The sequence below is a fragment of the Fibrobacter sp. UBA2449 genome, assembly GCF_002342555.1.
Taxonomy (GTDB): Bacteria; Fibrobacterota; Fibrobacteria; order Fibrobacterales; family Fibrobacteraceae; genus Fibrobacter.
Window position 1 is genome coordinate 221,351 of sequence record NZ_DDQF01000006.1, and the last position, 15,588, is coordinate 236,938.

At 48.3% G+C, this 15,588-nt stretch carries 12 protein-coding genes; 5 read left to right on the plus strand and 7 right to left on the minus strand.

Features of this window, described 5'->3' with window-relative positions:
* The 3 genes from B4B27_RS04310 to B4B27_RS04320 form a co-directional block, all read right to left on the minus strand.
* A partial coding sequence (locus B4B27_RS04310) for a metal-dependent transcriptional regulator (protein WP_290724026.1) occupies positions 1 to 257 on the minus strand: 257 nt, incomplete at its 3' end.
* Between the two features lie 162 nt (positions 258 to 419).
* The gene (locus B4B27_RS04315; protein ID WP_290724028.1) at positions 420 to 1,691 is read right to left on the minus strand and encodes a hypothetical protein; all 1,272 of its coding nucleotides are present in this window, start codon (positions 1,689 to 1,691) and stop codon (positions 420 to 422) included.
* 16 nt (positions 1,692 to 1,707) lie between these two features.
* Complete coding sequence (locus B4B27_RS04320) at positions 1,708 to 3,951, minus strand: TonB-dependent receptor plug domain-containing protein (protein ID WP_290724030.1); 2,244 nt, start codon at positions 3,949 to 3,951, stop codon at positions 1,708 to 1,710.
* A gap of 126 nt (positions 3,952 to 4,077) precedes the next feature.
* Here B4B27_RS04320 and B4B27_RS04325 point away from each other — a divergent pair, with 126 nt between their 5' ends.
* From B4B27_RS04325 to B4B27_RS04335, 3 genes are all read left to right on the plus strand, one after another.
* Positions 4,078 to 5,844, plus strand: coding sequence for an ABC transporter ATP-binding protein (locus B4B27_RS04325; RefSeq protein ID WP_290724032.1), 1,767 nt, complete (start codon positions 4,078 to 4,080; stop codon positions 5,842 to 5,844).
* Positions 5,845 to 7,593 (plus strand): ABC transporter ATP-binding protein, encoded by a 1,749-nt coding sequence (locus B4B27_RS04330; protein WP_290724034.1) that lies wholly within the window; start codon positions 5,845 to 5,847, stop codon positions 7,591 to 7,593. It begins immediately after the preceding gene.
* 103 nt (positions 7,594 to 7,696) lie between these two features.
* Positions 7,697 to 8,728 carry a DMT family transporter gene (locus B4B27_RS04335; protein ID WP_290724036.1) on the plus strand — a complete coding sequence of 344 codons (1,032 nt, stop codon included), beginning with the start codon at positions 7,697 to 7,699 and terminating at the stop codon, positions 8,726 to 8,728.
* A gap of 8 nt (positions 8,729 to 8,736) precedes the next feature.
* Here the strand turns inward: B4B27_RS04335 and B4B27_RS04340 are convergent, their stop codons facing one another.
* Genes B4B27_RS04340 through B4B27_RS04350 form a run of 3 tightly spaced genes read right to left on the minus strand, consistent with a single transcriptional unit; the run spans position 8,737 to position 12,738 of the window.
* Positions 8,737 to 10,143 (minus strand): LlaJI family restriction endonuclease, encoded by a 1,407-nt coding sequence (locus tag B4B27_RS04340; RefSeq protein WP_290724039.1) that lies wholly within the window; start codon positions 10,141 to 10,143, stop codon positions 8,737 to 8,739.
* 6 nt (positions 10,144 to 10,149) lie between these two features.
* Complete coding sequence (locus B4B27_RS04345; protein WP_290724042.1) at positions 10,150 to 11,616, minus strand: AAA family ATPase; 1,467 nt, start codon at positions 11,614 to 11,616, stop codon at positions 10,150 to 10,152.
* Between the two features lie 12 nt (positions 11,617 to 11,628).
* Positions 11,629 to 12,738 carry a DNA cytosine methyltransferase gene (locus B4B27_RS04350; protein WP_349678225.1) on the minus strand — a complete coding sequence of 370 codons (1,110 nt, stop codon included), beginning with the start codon at positions 12,736 to 12,738 and terminating at the stop codon, positions 11,629 to 11,631.
* An 803-nt stretch (positions 12,739 to 13,541) separates the two neighbouring features.
* Here B4B27_RS04350 and B4B27_RS04355 point away from each other — a divergent pair.
* Together B4B27_RS04355 and B4B27_RS14630 are read left to right on the plus strand one after the other, a co-directional pair.
* Positions 13,542 to 14,498 (plus strand): ORF6N domain-containing protein, encoded by a 957-nt coding sequence (locus B4B27_RS04355; RefSeq protein ID WP_290724046.1) that lies wholly within the window; start codon positions 13,542 to 13,544, stop codon positions 14,496 to 14,498.
* 89 nt (positions 14,499 to 14,587) lie between these two features.
* Positions 14,588 to 15,016 carry an ORF6N domain-containing protein gene (locus tag B4B27_RS14630; protein ID WP_414654298.1) on the plus strand — a complete coding sequence of 143 codons (429 nt, stop codon included), beginning with the start codon at positions 14,588 to 14,590 and terminating at the stop codon, positions 15,014 to 15,016.
* On the opposite strand, the gene B4B27_RS04360 is transcribed toward B4B27_RS14630, so the two are convergent.
* A complete protein-coding gene (locus B4B27_RS04360) occupies positions 14,926 to 15,585 on the minus strand; it encodes a class I SAM-dependent methyltransferase (RefSeq protein ID WP_290724049.1) in 660 nt (219 codons plus the stop codon). The genes B4B27_RS14630 and B4B27_RS04360 overlap by 91 nt on opposite strands.
* Between the last annotated feature and the right edge of the window lie 3 nt (positions 15,586 to 15,588).

Genomic DNA, 15,588 nt, shown 5'->3' on the forward strand with positions numbered 1-15,588 from the left:
CTCTTCAGCAGAATGTGACGGTTCAGAATCTGGGACGCCACCAGCGCACCTTCCGAGGTGAGTTCGATGCCGCTGTAAGGCTCCTGCGTCACAAGGCCCAGCTTCTTGAGTTCGATTACCGCCTTGGCAACCGACGGCATCTTGACCTTGAGCGCCGCCGCAATGTCGCGGACACGGGCAATCCCGTTCGCAAGGCGCAGCATGTGCACCATTTCCAAGTAGTCTTCAAGGCTCTGGCTTAACTTTACTTGTTCCATAGGACAGCTCCGATTAGACGAAAAACACACCTTATATATTAGTCAACGCTAAATTTAGAAAGCCTCGGCTAATTAGTAAAGGCTAATCTACGAAAAACAGCGCCCAAAAGCCACCCCGCGGTTAAGCAGGGTGGCCATGCTGTAGGGTGATTGGATTAAATATTACTTCTTAACCACTTCAGGTTTACCGCAGAGGTCACATGTATATTCTATAAGAGGAACGATGTAATAGGCGTTTCCGGTGGTCACATCCATTTCCTTGGAGACCTTGCCGCTCTCGATGTCATAGCGGTAGATGGCTCCGCCCTTCTTGTCAGCGTGGCCCACGAGAACGCTCTTGCCATCGGCATCGAGGTGGATCGAGGGGGCAAACCAGGAGATGGTCGGAGAGAGATCCTTGACTTTCTCGACGGTCTTGTTATAGATGTCGACAACCACGTATTGCCATTCGTAATCGTACCAGTTATTCGGATCGGCGAAATTTCCGAAGAATCCGAAGAACTTGCCGTCACCGATATAGGTGCCACCGACCATCAGGCTGTTATTGTTGCTCTTCTTGCCGTCATAGGCGGCGTCGTGCATACGGAATACCCAGTCCTTGTCGAATTCTTCCTTGCCCTTCTTGATGCGCACCCAGCCTTCCTGATAGCCTTCGATAAAGCTGTAGGACGCATTGGAGTAGAAGTAAATGTCGCCCTTTTCATCCACAAAGGAAGCAGTATTGTTCATGTCGTCCATGCCGCCGACTGCCGCGACCTTATCGCTGTAAATAACCTTGTCGACCTTGTCAGTCTTCACGTCGATAATGGCCACACTGGCACGGGGGCCGGCAATTGCTTGGTCAAAATCGACGAACTGGTTCAGGGACACAAACATCTTGTCATCGCGAATCACGGCAGAGCCAGGAACCGAGCTCATGGCGCCGCTTTCCTCGTCGATGTAGCCAGAAAGGTCGATGGTCGCCATCTTCTTGAGCGTCTTCGGGTCAAGAGCCGTAATGGCATCTCCTAGGGCTTCTTCGACATACATCTTGTCCCCATCGACGAACTTCATCATGATAGCGTTCGTTCCCGTGAACTTGACCGTTGCGGCAGCCTTCTCGGACATCTTGTCATCCTTGACTTCGTAGCGGGAAAGCGTGCTGTTTCCGCCATCGTCTGCAACGAGCGTATAGACGGAACCATCGAAGTAAGCGACCGCACCCGTATTCGCAGCTTCGTTAAAGTCCTCGACCATTTTAGACTGGTTGCCAGAAAGCGTTCCCAGGCCAAAAAACTGCGAAGTTTCCATCATGAAGGAAAGCAGATAGAGGTCGCCACTTTCCTTGGACGGTTCATCGCTAGAAGCATTAGAACTGGAATCGTCACCGCAAGCTGCGAGCATCATCGTGGATGCGAGCGCGGCAAAGGTTAATTTATTCTTAAAGAGGTTCATTTGGTTTCCTTTTTTGTTATAGTGTAAACTTGATTTTGGTCGCAAAGGCGCGACCGGGCTTGGATTCACCGTACTTGTCATACACCCGGACATCCATGAAGTTGCGCACCTCGAAATTCCAGGAGAGCGTGTTGGCGAGAATGGAGTATTCCACACCTAAATCTTGTGAGAAGGAGCTTGGAATGGTGCGGTCCTGTTTTTTGGAGACCTTCCACGAGTAGTAATATTCATCAGTGTAGTTTGCAAGCCAGTAAATCTTGAAGAAATCGTCGCGGAAGAGCAAGTCGCCAATATGGAATTCTGCACCGAAATTCATGTAAAACGTGGGAATATTCGGTACGGTCAGGCCCTTCGCGATTCCGAATGCCATGTCCGCCTCGCGGCTTTCGGCATCCTGCCTTGTCAAGTTGTAAGTGAGCAAGATGTATTCGTTAACATCGACTGCGGCATCGATTTCAAAGCCCGTCGTCTTGGTACCGACACTGTTGTAATACGGACGTGGAATCGAGACATAGTTGTTCCAATAAATGCGGTCATCCATGAGCATGTAGAACCAGTTGAATTCCAGGTGCAGTTTCAACAGCAACGGGATCTGTCGCAAGTCGAGTTCGGCACCTGCCGTAAAGTTGTCCGATTTTTCGGGTTTCAGGTTCGGGGCACACACCACATACAGACCGTCACCAAAGATTTCTTCGCGGGTCGGGAACCGCAGGCTGTGCTGGTAGCCGCCCTTGACAGCAAGCTGGTCAATGAAAGACAACTGATCTATCAGTTTTACCCGCAGATTTTCACTGTAGCCAAAATCCTTGTTATCGGCATAGTCATCGGTCAGCTGCTGGATTCTGTTTTCGCCATCATCTTCGGCTTCGATGACATAATAATACCCCTTGAGGCCCACCACATTCTGGATGCGTTCGTTCCAGAAGTTGTTTTCGAGCGAGAGGCCCGACACAACCGAATGGCTATGGCCCGGGAAACCAGCATTGTTAAGTTTATGTCCGTTAACTGCGCGTTTATCGGTCGGATCTTGCGATTCATAGCGGTACAGGCCGCTCCAGGTGAGGATATGGTTCTTTGTAAAGGCGTAATCGAAGTTCCAGGGAGCGACAGCAGTCTGGTTTTCGCGTTCTATGTGCGATGCTCCGCCGAGAGAAATTTCGCCAAAGGCAGCCTTGCTTTCGCGGGCATTATCTTTACCCCACCCGTAATAATACGTGTGGCTCGTATCGACAACAACCTCCTTGCCGTAAGCATAGCTGAACGAAAGGCCCATCGAAAGCCCCTTCACAAACAGATTCGCTTTTTCAAGAGAAAGGTTCACGCCATACGATTGCGCGTAGGCGTTCGCCTCTTCGATGCGGTGGGAATTCGACTGAATTTCTTTATCCATCGCGTTGTAAATCACGCCCAAAGTCGCCTTGTCAAAGAAGTATTTCTCGAAGGAGACAAAAGGCAACACGTTGTAACTGTAATAACGGTCGTGATCTCGCGTTACAACCGTGTCCATGTAGGGCGTGGTGAATTCGTAATCGTTGTCGGAGTAGTTGTAATAGGCCGAAATTCCGGTGGAGATAGCGCGATTTTTGGCTGAATCGGTAACCCACACATATTTTGCGTCAAGAGAGGCCTTGTGGGTATTGAAACTTCCGAAACTGTAAGAGCCCGTAATGGAACTCTTGGGCAAGTCATGCGTCACAATGTTAATCACGCCGCCCATGCCATCGGTCGCGAAACGTTCAGGCACGTAGCTCTTGTAGATTTCGATACGGTCAATTTTATCGATGGGAATATCGTTGACGGAGAAATTCCCGTTGCCGTTATCGACAGGAACGCCATCGACAAGCACCTTCACGTTCTTGCCTTCCATGCCGCGGATGTTGATTTTGCTTTCGCTGCCCATGCCGCCCGACTGACGGATTTTCACGCCCGAAGAACGGTTCGTAGCGTCTGCGATGGTGGCGCTGGAGCCCTGAAGTTCCGAGGCATCCATCACCTTGACCGATTCGGCCTTGGTTTTCCTGTCAACCGGTGCGGCGTCATTGATTCCTTCGCCTTCAACACCCATTTCGTCAAGAACCGTTATATTCGAGTTCTTTTCCGGCGCACTTGAAGGAGCACTTTCGTTTGCAAGGGTTTCTTCGGCAAAAACATCGTCAAAATTCGTAATTTCTTCATTTTCCTGGGCACGAGCCGCTACAGAGGCAATCGCAACCATCACCAGAACTAAAGTCGTCAGTTTGTATGTAAAAATACGTTTCATCGGCCCCAAATTGAGAAATTGGGCAAAAAAACATCTACTCCAAAAGGTTTGGCGAAAATCCGTTTGGAGTAGAACAGAAAACGTTTTTTTCCAAAATTTGATTCAGCCCTTTTGGGAGGAAACTCTATGAAAAAGAAATCTCTGCTCTCTTGGATTTTTCTGTTTGCCAGAAACAAGAAAAAATACTACATCGCAAGCATTTTCTTTGCGCTCTTGCGCGTCGCTTGCGGAATCGCTCCATACATCATTATCGCAAACATCGTGCGCGAACTGCTTTCGGGCGTGCGCGACTGGGATGTTTACCTTAAGGAATGCCTGATTATTGCGGCATTCTGGTTCGGGAATGTCCTGTTCCACAGCATTTCGACGACGCTTTCGCACGTAGCGACGTTTAACGTTCTCGGCAACATCCGCAAGGACCTTTGCGACAAGCTTTCGCGCGTGCCGCTCGGTTCTGTTCTCGACATGCCCTCGGGCGCGCTCAAGAACATCCTGGTAGAACGCATCGACAGCATGGAAACGACGCTTGCGCACGTGGTTCCTGAATTCACCTCGAACCTGATTCTCCCTGTGCTCATGTTCGTCTACCTTTTCCATATCGATTGGCGCATGGGACTAGCCTCGCTTGGAACGCTCCCGATCGGTATGGTCGCCATGGCCGTCATGTTTGCCGGAGCACAAAAGTGGTTCGACAATTCTATCCAGAAAACGAAGGCGTTGAACGACACCGCGGTTGAATACATCAACGGCATCGAAGTCATCAAGGCGTTTGGCAAGTCAAAGTCTTCTTACGACAAGTTTGTAGTAGCCGCAAAAGAAGGGAGCGACTGTTTTGTCGAATGGATGCGCCGTTGCATTTGGCCGCATTCCCTTGCCATTACGGTCGCTCCTGCCACGCTATTGACGGTGTTGCCGTTTGGCGGTTACTTCTATTACAACGGCTCCATTACGGCCGTCGATTTTATCACCGTCATCATCATCTCGGTAAGTATCATGATGCCGCTCCTTACCATCATGAGTTACAGCGACGACATCAGCAAGGCGGGCGTCATTTTCGGCGAAGTCGGCTCGGTGCTCGAAATGAACGAACTGCAACGCCCCATTGTCGACTTGCACAAGCCGGACGACAATTCAATCACGTTGAAAAATGTCCGGTTCAGCTACCACAAGGGTATCGAAGGCGAAGAAAAGAAGGAAATTCTTCACGGCATCGACATGACACTCCCCGAAGGGAGCTTTACCGCATTCGTGGGCCCGAGCGGTTCGGGTAAATCGACGATTGCTCGCCTTATCGCCTCGCTTTGGGACGTTGACAGCGGCGATATCGAAATCGGCGGCGTGAACATCAGGGATCTTTCGCTCGAAGAATACAACCGCCGCGTCGCCTACGTTTCGCAGGATAATTTCCTCTTTGATATGTCTGTTCGCGAAAACATTCGGCTCGGGCGGCCTTCGGCATCGGATGCCGAAGTCGAAGAGGTGGCGCGCCAAAGCGGCTGCTACGAATTTATCATGAGTCTCGAAAACGGGTTTGACACGATTGTCGGTGGCTCGGGCGCCCACCTCTCCGGTGGCGAGCGCCAGCGCATCGCCATCGCCCGCGCGATGATGAAAAACGCCCCCATCGTCATTCTGGACGAGGCGACCGCCTACACCGACCCCGAAAACGAAGCTATCATCCAGAAATCCGTGGCAAAACTCGTGCAAGGCAAAACACTCATCGTCATCGCCCACCGCCTTTCGACCGTCAAGGATGCCGACAAGCTCTACGTCATCAAGGACGGCAACATCGACAGCTGCGGCACGCACCAGGAACTGCTCGAAAAGGGCGGTCTGTACAAGTCCATGTGGCAGGCCCACATCAGTGCCAAGGATTCCGAGGAGGATGCATAAATGTTCGATACTCTCATTAAATTCTTCAATTTCTGCAATGCAGAAAACCGCCACAAGTTCTACGGCTCTATCGTTGTGGGGATTTTCAATTCCTTCTTCATGGCACTCCGCATCGGTGCCATGGCCGTCATGTTGCAGGGCGTCATTCGCCACGTACAAGGCGAAGCGCCGTTTACCATGGATACTGTTTGGCTCTCGCTTGGAATCATGGTGGCAAGCCTTATCGGCGCAACCGTCACCAAGCGCGTCATGAGCATGTGGCAGACCGAGGGCGGTTACCGCACTTGCGCCTCTAAGCGCATCGAAATCGCCGAACACCTGCGTTACCTGCCCATGGGCTACTTCAACAAGAACAGCCTTGGTTACATCACCTCCGTCACCACCAACACCATGGAACAGCTTGGCGACGTGGCCACACGCGTTGTCATGATGGTTACGCAGGGCATTCTCGACACCATTCTCATCATCGTGATGATTGCCTTTTTCGATTGGCGAATTGCGATTGTCGCGACCATCGGTTTTGCGATTTTCCAATTCATCAACACGCTCATGCGCATGAACGTCCGCGCCGTTTCTCACGAAAAAGTGGAATCCGACAGCAAGGTGGTCGAAAAGGTTCTCGAATACATCCAGGGAATCGCCGAAGTAAAGGCCTACAACATGACCGGCAAGCGTTCCAAGGAACTGAACGAAATCATTGATAGGAACACCAGCGCCAATATCGGCATGGAACTCAAATGCGTCCCGCTTTCGAACTTGCAGACTTTTGTCGCCAAGCTCACGGGCGTTGCCATCATGATGTTCTCGATTCATTTCTACTTGAACGGCAGCATGGAACTTGCCAACTGCGCCGTCATGCTGGTGTGCTCCTTTATGCTCTTTGCGGCCCTGGAACTGGGCGGCAGTTACGCAGCGCTCCTCCGTGCCGTCGACATCTCGGTCAACCGCGCAAACGATATCTTGAACAAGCCCACCATGGACATCGATGGCGAAGATATTGCCCCCGCCAATCACGATATCAAGGCCGAAAGCATCGATTTCGCTTACGATAAGCGCAAAATCATTGACAACGTGACGCTTTCCATTCCCGAAAAGACGACTACGGCCATCGTGGGCCCGAGCGGTTCGGGCAAGACGACGCTTTGTCATTTGCTTTCTCGCTTCTGGGACGTAAACGCAGGCTCGGTGACATTGGGCGGCCGCCGCGTGCAAGATTACAGCATGGATAGCCTCATGAAGAATTTCAGTTTCGTATTCCAGAACGTGTACCTGTTCCGCGATACGATTGAAAACAACATCAAGTTCGGGAATCCGAGCGCCACGCACGAGCAAGTCGTAGAAGCCGCCAAGAAAGCCTGCTGCCACGACTTCATCGAAAAACTCCCCGACGGTTACAATACGGTCATCGGCGAAGGCGGCGCAAGCCTCAGCGGCGGTGAACGCCAGCGCATCTCGATTGCACGCGCCATCATGAAGGATTCTCCGGTCATCATTTTGGACGAAGCGACCGCGAATGTGGACCCGGAAAATGAACGCGACTTGATGCTTGCCATTCAGGAACTGACCCGCGAAAAGACGGTCATCATGATCGCACACCGTCTAAAGACCGTGCGCCACGCCGACCAGATTATCGTCTTGGACAAGGGCAGCATCGCAGAACAGGGCAAGCACGAAGAACTCGTGAAGAACGGCGGAATCTATGCCCGGTTCATCGATTCCCGCCGCGAAGCCGTCAGCTGGAAGCTGTAATGAATATTGCCGCTCCCGGCGTGATGATGGGGGCCGGCGGCGAGTTCCTTTCGCAGGCGACTCGTTTGGACGCGCTCCCATCATAAAATTCTGCATTTAAATCATGGACAAGAATGTCATTGCGATTGGTTATGCTATAGCGGCGGCCGCATTTTATGCACTGAATGTTCCCTGCTCCAAAATGCTGCTGGCCCACATTTCGCCTGTATTCATGGCGGGGCTGCTCTATATTGGCGCGGGGTTCGGCATTGGCATCCTCTACCTGTTCCATGTTAGGCGCGAGCCTCAATCGGAACGGCTCTGCAAAAAAGATTTCCCCTACACGCTGGGCATGGTCCTGCTCGACATCGCCGCCCCCATTTTGCTCATGTTTGGCGTCAAGTACGGAACGTCCAGTAACGCATCGCTGCTTGGGAACTTCGAAATCGTCGCGACAACGCTGATTGCGCTGTTCATCTTTAGAGAAAAGGTGTCTACGCGTTTGTGGATTGCCATTTTATTTATAACGTTATCCAGTTTCATTCTCTCGTTCGAAAACACCGACAGCTTCAATTTTTCCGTCGGTTCCATTTTCGTTCTCGGAGCGACCATCTGCTGGGGGCTAGAAAACAACTGCACCCGCAAAATTTCGGACAAAAGCACATACCAGATTGTAACCATAAAAGGCCTCTGTTCCGGAATCGGTTCCATCGTCGTTTCGCTTACCACAAGCGAAATGAACTTTGCCGTAAAATACATCCCGCTCGCCCTGCTGCTCGGCTTTGTGGCTTACGGCCTGAGCATTTTCACCTACATCCGCGCGCAAAAATACCTGGGAGCTGCAAAGACCAGCGCCTTTTACGCCTTTGCGCCCTTTATCGGCGTCCTGTTTTCTGTCGTGCTCCTGAACGAAAAAATCACGCTGCAATACGTCGTGGCGTTCCTGGTCATGATTGCCGGTACCATTTTTGTGGTCTGCGATACGCTTGTCCGCTCACATTCGCACATGCATCAGCATATTTTCACGCACACGCATGGCGGCATAACCCATACGCACGTTGTTACGCATTCCCATTTGCACAACCATGTCTTTTCCGATGCAAAGCACAGCCACAGCCACAACATCAAGGACCTAGAGAAAATCTCGACACACTGATGAGGAATTTAACCGCCGATTACCCCTGCGAGTTCACTTTGTGCAGCGGGGTTGTTTGCGTAATTCCGCATGACGGATTTCATATCGAGGAGAATGCAGTGGATTTTGTGATAAGGTCGGTTTTCGTCCTTCACGTTTTTCCAGTCACCATAGATATAGCCGACGCGGCACATGCTAAACAAACCATTTTCAGAGAACACCGCGTTGGGAAATTTTTCCTTCACATTTTCCGCACAACACGGCATAATGAATGCGTTGTAGATAGGTTTTGGCAGAGCGTCATTCTGAGAATGCGTAGCATTCGAAGAATCCAGGCCCAATATTTCTTTCCAATGTGTTTCCACATATTCTGCATAAGCCATCTGCTTACAAACCGATTCGGCTCCCGGCAATTGCGAATTGAAACCAGTCAAGCCGTATTTGTAGTACTTTGAATCAAGGATATACACACTCTCCCCCATAACCATTATCGTATCTGGTCGGAGTGTGGAACGTTTCGGGTCATTCAGGACAATTTCTTCTTCAGATTCATCAAGTTTTTCATCGCGGCATCCGTCATTCCACCGTAAATGCGGATTGAATTTATCCTTGGCAACTCCCTGCGGCAACTTCCCGAAAATCTTATCCACCAACGCTTCCCAAACGGGGGCGAACTTGTTTACCCCGAAATAAAAATCGTCTGCCGTTTTTCCGTCTTCGGTTCTATGCCCGGCAAGATACTCCACAATTCGGGCCAAGTCGGCGAGCAAGCGTAAATCGCGGTCGTTAAACGTTTTCGCAAGTTTAGAATGAATTGCGTTACAGAACAAATCGTAATCAAAATCCAACAGCGGTTCTTCGGACGGATCTATGCCGAATAAAAATCCGAGTTTCACAAGAGCGTCATGAACGCAGAACTTGTGGACCTGCGTAATGAGCGTATCTTCGTTATAACTGACTTTACGGGCGATAAAATCCAGATACACAAGATTCTGTGCATCTTCGGTAATGACAGGTTGCACGGCCTTGATTGTCCGTCCCCAATTGATTTTCCCGTTTGCGCCCTTTTTGTACAGAATTTCCTTTTCGTCAAGGTAGCCGAAATCAAGAAAATTCCGGATAACATTCAAGTACGAAACCATCGGAAATTCAGATTCGCCATGTTCCTCCGCGAATGTGAAAATGGACGAATCCTGATGAATCTGTTCCTGCAGCGAAGGGTCAGAAAGTACCGTAAAAAGATTGACGACACATTCCCGCAATTCTTCTTCGGGGAGTTCGCGCAAGGCCGAGTCGTCTTTGAAATATCCCAAAGGAAAGATGATGCTTGTTTCTAGCGCTCCATCTTCCTTTGATTTTTCACAACGAATGCCGACGAACTCGGTCTCCGAATTCGCCTTGGATTCGCAGGAACATATTTCGTTCAGTTTTTGCATCAAGGATTACAGCGTTGGCGATGCTACAAATGCGACAAGATTCGCCTTGTCCTTGAAAACGTCAAAGCGTTCTTTCCCTTCAGACGGTTTTTCAAAGGAGTTAATCAACTTTTCCAAGGTATCGATACCATCTTCAAAAATCTGCGGACGCTTGAACTTGAAAACGTCATCCCACAGGAACTTCAGGACCTTTTCTGCAAAGACCTTGTCGTCAATAATACCGCCCACGTTGCTCACGAACCAGACTCCAAGCCGCTTGTCTTCGGTGCTGGAAAGTCCTTTCAGGGTTGCCGTAATTTTGGCATTGATCCATCCCCAGAATTGTCCCCATTTAATACCGGTATCGTCAATTTCTGCGTTGTACTGAGCATTGACGGCGGGCTGAGTGAGGTCGAATTCGTTGCGAACCAATTCCATGTCAAAACGGCGCTGGAAAGCGTTATCCAAGGTGAACACATTCTGGTCGCTGGTGTTCATTGTCGCCAAGATGGAAAGGTTAGGCGGCAAGCGGATAGCCGTATTCGAATCAAAGCGAATATTCCCGATCTGAATGCTATTTTCAGTTCCCCGAATATAGGCGTTGACATCATCGTTCTGGACAAAATACTGGCTCCAGCCTTCTGTAAACGTGTTTACCGCCGCATTTGCAGGGTCATTGCCGAGAGAGTCCGTTTCCCCCGCCTTAAGCCTATCTAACAACTGGAAGGTGTCGCCGAAAATGGCGGCCGCATTACCGCGGTTGATTTCTTCGATAACTAGGTAAAAATGTTCTTTAGGATTAAGGTACGCCCGCTTGATAATTTGCGTAAACGGCCCGGGCGTAAATTCGTAGGTGACGTGACCGTTGACTTTCGGTAAAATCTGACCGATGAATTCGGCGTTGGTGTATTCCGGGTGGAATACGACACGAACCTTGTTTTTCTCAGGAACGTCCTTCAGTTGCTCTCTGATTTTATTGCTCTTACCGCAGCCAGGAACACCGTAGTAGATGATTTGGGAGGGAGTGACGGGTGCTAAGGAATGTTTTTCAGGAAGACTCTTATTAGCACTATTGAAAACATCGTCATTCTTTGAGTAATCGAGAAGATAATGTAAAGAATCAATCTTATAAAAAGAGATGGTTGTTCGATATGCTTCTACTTTATCTAGCGTTATTTCTTCTGCGTCGGCAATATCAAGTCGTTTCCTTAAATATTTGCCCAAAATCGCATTGTCTTCAGGTGTTTGTAGCGCAGTTCCAATAGGCTTTTGTGCTCTAACAAAGATTATGGTTTCTTTATCGTCTGTTTCTACGATAAAGTATTTTCCTTTTGCTGGGAAGAAGTCTGTATTATAGATTTCTGGGGTTAATTGCAAATACGCTTCATTTTTATCCCTTTCTGTACCGTCTTTGCGATTGCCCCAATTTAATCCATGAAGATTGGGATTTCCATTCTTATCATAATCAACAAGATTTAGCAATATTTTTTTCATACTCTACCACCCCTATTCATCGATATTTAATCCTACGCTTTCATATTCTATTCCAGCAAAAGTTCTTAAGATAGCCTCAAATATGATTCTTGCGCCATCGCACGGAACAGCCATACCTATTTGTTTACGAACAGATTCTTTAGAGCCGACAAATACGAAGTCATCTGGAAACGTTTGCAATCTCGCTCTTTCGCGATTTGTCAAAGCACGATTCTCTTTCCAATGATAGATGTGAGTTCCGCCTCCACCAGAGCCAGTAACGGTATATGCAGGTTTTAATGGATCAAGTCGCTTGTATATTTGACTAATTTTGGCGCCACGCACATTTATTTTCAGTTCATCAGGAATCTTGGCTGTAAAGGCGTTTTCTCCTGGCTTTATGTATTTTAATCTTTCGACTACTTTTTGCGATTGTATCGTAGGTTCATTATTAGCCGATGTTTTTTTAATAGGTGGATTTTCTATCGCTTCCTTACAAGTTTTTGTTTTATAACCATTTGGTGAGGGGACTTTAAATTCATAAGGCAAATCTTCTCGAATACCGACAATGATTATCCTGTGCCTTGCTTGAGGAATTCCATAATCTTCAAATTTGTATAAATTGGGATATATACGATACCCAGCACTCCGCATAGCATTAAAAATCTTTTTTATCGCCATTCCTTCATTTGCGCTTCTTAAACCGCCAACATTTTCTGCGAGAAAAAATTTCGGCTTAAATCTTTTTAAGATTTGAATCCCGTAGGTGTATAAAGGTCCAAAATTTCCTTTCACGCCTCGTTGTTCTCCTACAACACTGAAATCGTTGCAAGGAAAACCAAATGCGAGACCATCAATATCTCCAAATTTTTTGAAGTTCTTAATATCGTAATCGCGTATATCGTGGCATATTACCGATTCAGGTCTATCTGCACAGATGTTATGCCTATAAGTTTCACAAGTGTCTTTGTCGTAGTCGGTCGCCCAAAGGTGAATAATTTTATAAGATTTGTCTTCTATACTCGCTAAGGTTGCCCCCTTAGCAATTCCTCCAGGACCACAGAAAAGCTCTGCTAGACGAAAGACGTGATTTTCTTGAGATGTAGAATTGCTGTTTTTATCTTTTTTTTGTGCCTTCGCCATCATTTCGCTCCGTGTTGAAAGTGAACGAGTTCACTCTCGCGGGAGCGGTTCTGGCCGATTCGCTTGGCCGGGGTGCGGACAAAAAGAAACGGCGGGGAGCCGACTCACTCCTCGCCTAAAAGCGCGACATTTTCAAAAGAATACAATACACCCGCAAAAACCCGAGCGGATACAGTACGCCCAGGGTACACTACGCCCATGCAATCCATGGGCGATGGCGAGTCATTGTCTTATTCTTCCGTTTTTGAATTGTCGAGATTCCAGGTGGGGAACAAGAGCAAAACTCAGCGAGTTCGCTCCCATTCTACATCAATCCAATCTTTTTAGAAAACAAAAAAGGCGTGGAGTTGAATGCACTTACCCACCTGAGGCTCTCGACAGCCTGTACGGAATAAATACAAACAACTCACGCCCCAAAAGGCCGCTTGCATACAGGCAAACTGCTATTAAACAATAGACCATGTAGCAAAACGATGCGGCGGGCATACGCCGGTCGCAGACGTGAGCGTTCGTCTTATTCTTCCGTTTTTGAATTGTCGAGATTCAGGTGGCGAATAAGAGAAAACCCTATTTGCAAGGAAATATAGATTATTCCGCTGTCAAAAGGTGACGCCATGCCCGGAAGGCGAGAAAAAAGCGTAAAAATGCAGATTTCAACCGCCTGCGGGGGTCGATTTTCGTCAAAATTCCCAAAATTTCCGAAAAAATCGCCGATTGTCATAATATGACATTTAAGGAATGTATATTTGCTTCGAGATCACTTTGCCCTGCCTTTTTTGCTTGTAGGCGGATTGGAGTAGAAGATGAATGAAAAAGAGATTGCTGTTCCGAACCTGCTGGAGGAATCGGGCGTAGAAAAGATGATTCTGGTCATTCGTGGCAGGCAGGTGTTGCTTGATCGCGATTTGGCGGCACTTTACGGGGTGGAAACTAGGGCCATAAATCAGGCCGTCAAACGAAATATGGAAAGGTTCCCGGAAAGGAACTGTTTTCAATTGACAGAACTGGAATTTTCAAATTGGAAATCACAAATTGTGATGTCCAATTCTGAGAAAATGGGCTTGCGTAAGATGCCGTTTGCCTTTACCGAGCAAGGAGTGGCAATGCTTTCAGCTGTTTTGCGTACCAAAACGGCAATTAAGGTGTCTCTCGCTATAATGGATGCTTTCGTGCAATTGCGGCACCTTATGATGGGTAACGGCGGTCTTATCAACCGTCTTTCAAATGTAGAAGCAAAGGATTTGGAACAGGACAGCCGCTTGACCGGTCATGACGAACATCTGCTTGATCATGACCGAAAATTTGACGAACTTTTCGAGGCGATGGACCGTGGCGAGCTCAAAACCAAGGGCTTATTTTACAACAACCAGGAGTTCGATGCCTATGTATTTGTCTGCGACTTGATTCGCCAGGCAAAGAAAAGAATCGTACTTGTCGACAGGTACGTGACCGAGAAGACTCTGGCCATGATGCTCAAGCGGGAAAAAGGCGTTTCCGTGACAATCTACACCTATGACAAAAGCAAAGTCCTTGAAATGGACCTAGCCACTTACAACGAACAATATCCTGACAGCCCGATGCAAGTCTTGCCAAGTTACGGAATGCACGACCGATTCCTATTCATAGACGATACGGCTTACCACTTTGGGGCTTCGCTCAAGGATTTGGGCAAGAACACGTTCTTCTTTACGCAGGAAGATTTCACGCTGCAAGAAGTGTTGAAGGAATCGCAGAAAATTCAGGCAGAAAAAGAAAGCTAGGCATTACAAGGTGACAACGTACCCCGCCTTTTTTGCTTGTAGGCGGATTGGAGTAGAAGATGAATAATGAAAACACGTTTTCGATTTTAATGCGCAATGTGGCAGACCGAATTGCATCCGTTCGAAATCATAAAATCATTTTGGATGCCGATGTCGCTTTGTTATATGGTGTAGAGACAAAGCGAATCAATGAGGCGGTCAGGAACAATCCTGACAAGTTTCCCTCGACATATATGTTCCAGTTGTCAAAGGACGAAGTTGAAATTTTGCGGACGAAAATTTCGTCCACAAATTATTCGGCCAAAAGCAGATCTTTACCCTACGCTTTCACAGAAAAAGGCCTCTATATGCTTGCGACAATCTTAAAAAGCAAGACGGCGATTAACACAACTTTTGAAATCCTTGCGGAACGGGTAAAAAATGTCCATCATGCGACAGTGTCGCACAAATTCGAAACGCCGCCGGAATTATTGGAATGTATCAAGGGGACCTGGATGCCAAGGATGCACTCTACATAAATCAAATCAATCCGGCCTTCAATAACGCGGGCCATTTTGATTTTCCAGCCGTTCGATTCCAAGAAGGCCTTGTATTCTTTTTCGGTCCATTCGTGTGCGAAGCGGATGCCGACAAGGCTCAGGAATTTTTGCCACAGGTTCTTCTTGCCGCCTTCGCGGAAAAAGAAATTCGGGGCAATCAGCATGCCGTCATCCTTCAAGACGCGGCGGATTTCTTCAAGTGCCTTTTCCGGATTCGGTATAATGTGGAGTGCGTTTGCAATCACGACAATGTCGAAGGAATTGTCCGCAAAGCGTAAAGAAGTCGCGTCTGCAACTTCGAAACTCAGGTTGTCTGGATTCTTCGCTTTGAGTGCGGTTTCAATCATTTTTGGCGCAAAATCCGTTGCCACCACGGACTTTGCGGCAGGCGCAATATGCCGCGCAATCATCCCGGGGCCCGTCGCCAGTTCAAGAACATCTTTGCCCTTGGCGACTTCGGCAATCCGCGCATACAGAAAATCATAGATATTCTTCTGCGTGCGCATCGAAAATTCATAAACCGGTGCAAAAACGTTCCAAATGTTCATACT

What these genes read in the sequence shown, in the direction of transcription:
- B4B27_RS04335 (WP_290724036.1), top strand. Translation starts at nt 7,697, where the DNA reads ATGGACAAGAATGTCATTGCGATTGGTTATGCTATAGCGGCGGCCGCA.
- B4B27_RS04350 (WP_349678225.1), bottom strand. Translation starts at nt 12,738, where the DNA reads ATGGCGAAGGCACAAAAAAAAGATAAAAACAGCAATTCTACATCTCAA.
- B4B27_RS04355 (WP_290724046.1), top strand. Translation starts at nt 13,542, where the DNA reads ATGAATGAAAAAGAGATTGCTGTTCCGAACCTGCTGGAGGAATCGGGC.
- B4B27_RS04320 (WP_290724030.1), bottom strand. Translation starts at nt 3,951, where the DNA reads ATGAAACGTATTTTTACATACAAACTGACGACTTTAGTTCTGGTGATG.
- B4B27_RS14630 (WP_414654298.1), top strand. Translation starts at nt 14,588, where the DNA reads ATGCGCAATGTGGCAGACCGAATTGCATCCGTTCGAAATCATAAAATC.
- B4B27_RS04340 (WP_290724039.1), bottom strand. Translation starts at nt 10,143, where the DNA reads ATGCAAAAACTGAACGAAATATGTTCCTGCGAATCCAAGGCGAATTCG.
- B4B27_RS04315 (WP_290724028.1), bottom strand. Translation starts at nt 1,691, where the DNA reads ATGAACCTCTTTAAGAATAAATTAACCTTTGCCGCGCTCGCATCCACG.
- B4B27_RS04330 (WP_290724034.1), top strand. Translation starts at nt 5,845, where the DNA reads ATGTTCGATACTCTCATTAAATTCTTCAATTTCTGCAATGCAGAAAAC.
- B4B27_RS04325 (WP_290724032.1), top strand. Translation starts at nt 4,078, where the DNA reads ATGAAAAAGAAATCTCTGCTCTCTTGGATTTTTCTGTTTGCCAGAAAC.
- B4B27_RS04360 (WP_290724049.1), bottom strand. Translation starts at nt 15,585, where the DNA reads ATGAACATTTGGAACGTTTTTGCACCGGTTTATGAATTTTCGATGCGC.
- B4B27_RS04345 (WP_290724042.1), bottom strand. Translation starts at nt 11,616, where the DNA reads ATGAAAAAAATATTGCTAAATCTTGTTGATTATGATAAGAATGGAAAT.